Source organism: Paenibacillus eucommiae, from assembly GCF_017874215.1.
Classification (GTDB): domain Bacteria; phylum Bacillota; class Bacilli; order Paenibacillales; family NBRC-103111; genus Paenibacillus_AI; species Paenibacillus_AI eucommiae.
This window is the reverse complement of sequence record NZ_JAGGLB010000079.1, coordinates 1-1,614: the sequence shown is the minus strand read 5'-3', so window position 1 is coordinate 1,614 and position 1,614 is coordinate 1. Positions and strand designations below refer to the sequence as shown.

1 protein-coding gene is annotated in these 1,614 nt (G+C 49.3%); it reads left to right on the top strand.

The window, feature by feature from the left end; all coding sequences use genetic code 11:
• Positions 1–95 precede the first annotated feature (95 nt).
• Entirely contained in the window at positions 96–1,595 is a 1,500-nt protein-coding gene (gene tnpC, locus J2Z66_RS42305; RefSeq protein ID WP_209980132.1) for an IS66 family transposase, read from the top strand.
• Positions 1,596–1,614 lie beyond the last annotated feature (19 nt).

Below are 1,614 nucleotides of genomic sequence, written 5' to 3'. Positions count from 1 at the left end.
AGTTACTACTTAGGTACCTTAAAGAAATTTTGGTGAAATAAAAGGATTCAGGGTACATCATGTGAAATAAGTTAATCAACAAATCTACAAGGAGGATGAATGCGATGCAATTTACCCCGGAACAAGTGCTACAAATCAGTAAAGGAGATACGGAAATTGCCGCATTCATCCACACGTTACTTACGAGAATAGACCAATTAAGCGAGTTGGTCGAATCGCAAGCTAAAACCATTGAAACACAGAATAAACAAATCAAACAGCTCCAGCATCGCGTACATGAGTTGGAACGACAACTTGGCCAAAATAGTAACAATAGCAGTAAGCCCCCTTCAAGCGATGGTGTGCGTAAACCTACCAATCTTCGCGTTCCCGGAGGTAAAAAGGGGGCGCCTCGGGGCCATGATGGACATACGTTGGAGTTCAGCCTAGCGCCCGACGAAGTGGTGACACACACCCTTTCGAGCTGTTCCTTTTGCAAAGCTGGGTTAGATACGGTCCCTGTTTTGAGGGTAGAAAAACGTCAGGTTTTCGAACTGCCGCTCCCCCGTCTGGTTGTGACAGAGCACCTCTCACAAGTCAAACGCTGTCCCGCTTGCCAGATCAAGCAGCGGGCCTCTTTTCCTGTTGGTGTGAATGCCCCCGTCCAGTATGGAGATAGCTTTGCTGCCTGGACAACGTATCTGAACGTCTATCAGTTGCTGCCTTTGGAACGCATTGGACGGCTTTTTGCTGACCTCACCGGTCGTTGCCCCAGTCAAGCGACGCTGCTTGCACAGGTTTCGCAAATGACGCAGGCGGTGAGCACTAACATTCTTCCGATCATCCGGGAGCGCCTACGCAGCCAGCCGGTCATCCATCGGGATGAAACGGGCATCCGCCTGGAGGGAAAACGACACTGGATGCAAACAGCCTCTGATGCTAGTTGGACCTTAATGGGAGTTTATAAAAAGCGTGGAGGCCCAGATGTGGAGCGGGAGTTAGGCGTTTTGCCCTCGTACCTGGGAAAAGTCGTACATGACTGTTACTCGGCGTATTTTAGAAAGGAATACGCGTTCATCCACATCTTATGCAATGTCCATTTCATGCGCGAGTGCAAAGGCATTGTTGAGCATGACAATCACGTATGGGCACAGGGCATGAGAGAGTTACTGAGCCAAAGCTGGATACGCGTTAAAGCCGCCCGAGCCGCCAGTGTCCCACTTGCTGACGAAGTCATCGCTGAAATCGAGCATAGCTACGATGAGTGGCTACGACAAGGAGCGCTTGAATGGGCTCAAGATCCAGTGCCTGAAAAAACCGGACCAAAGGGACGCAAATGCAAAAGCAAAGCTGCGAATCTAGGGTTTCGCATGCAGACCTACAAAGTGGCCATCCTCCGCTTTCTTCGAGATGCCGAAGTTCCCTTTGACAATAATCAAGCCGAGCGCGATATACGCATGGCCAAGGTCAAACAAAAAATTTCAGGCACATTTCGCACCATCCAAGGCGGGGAGCAATTTGCTACCCTACGTGGGTTTATTTCGACGCTCCTTAAACAAAAACTTCCTCTTCTTTCCTCTTTGACTTCTGCTTATCGCGGACAATTTTCCTTTTAGCCTACCTAAGTAGTAACTG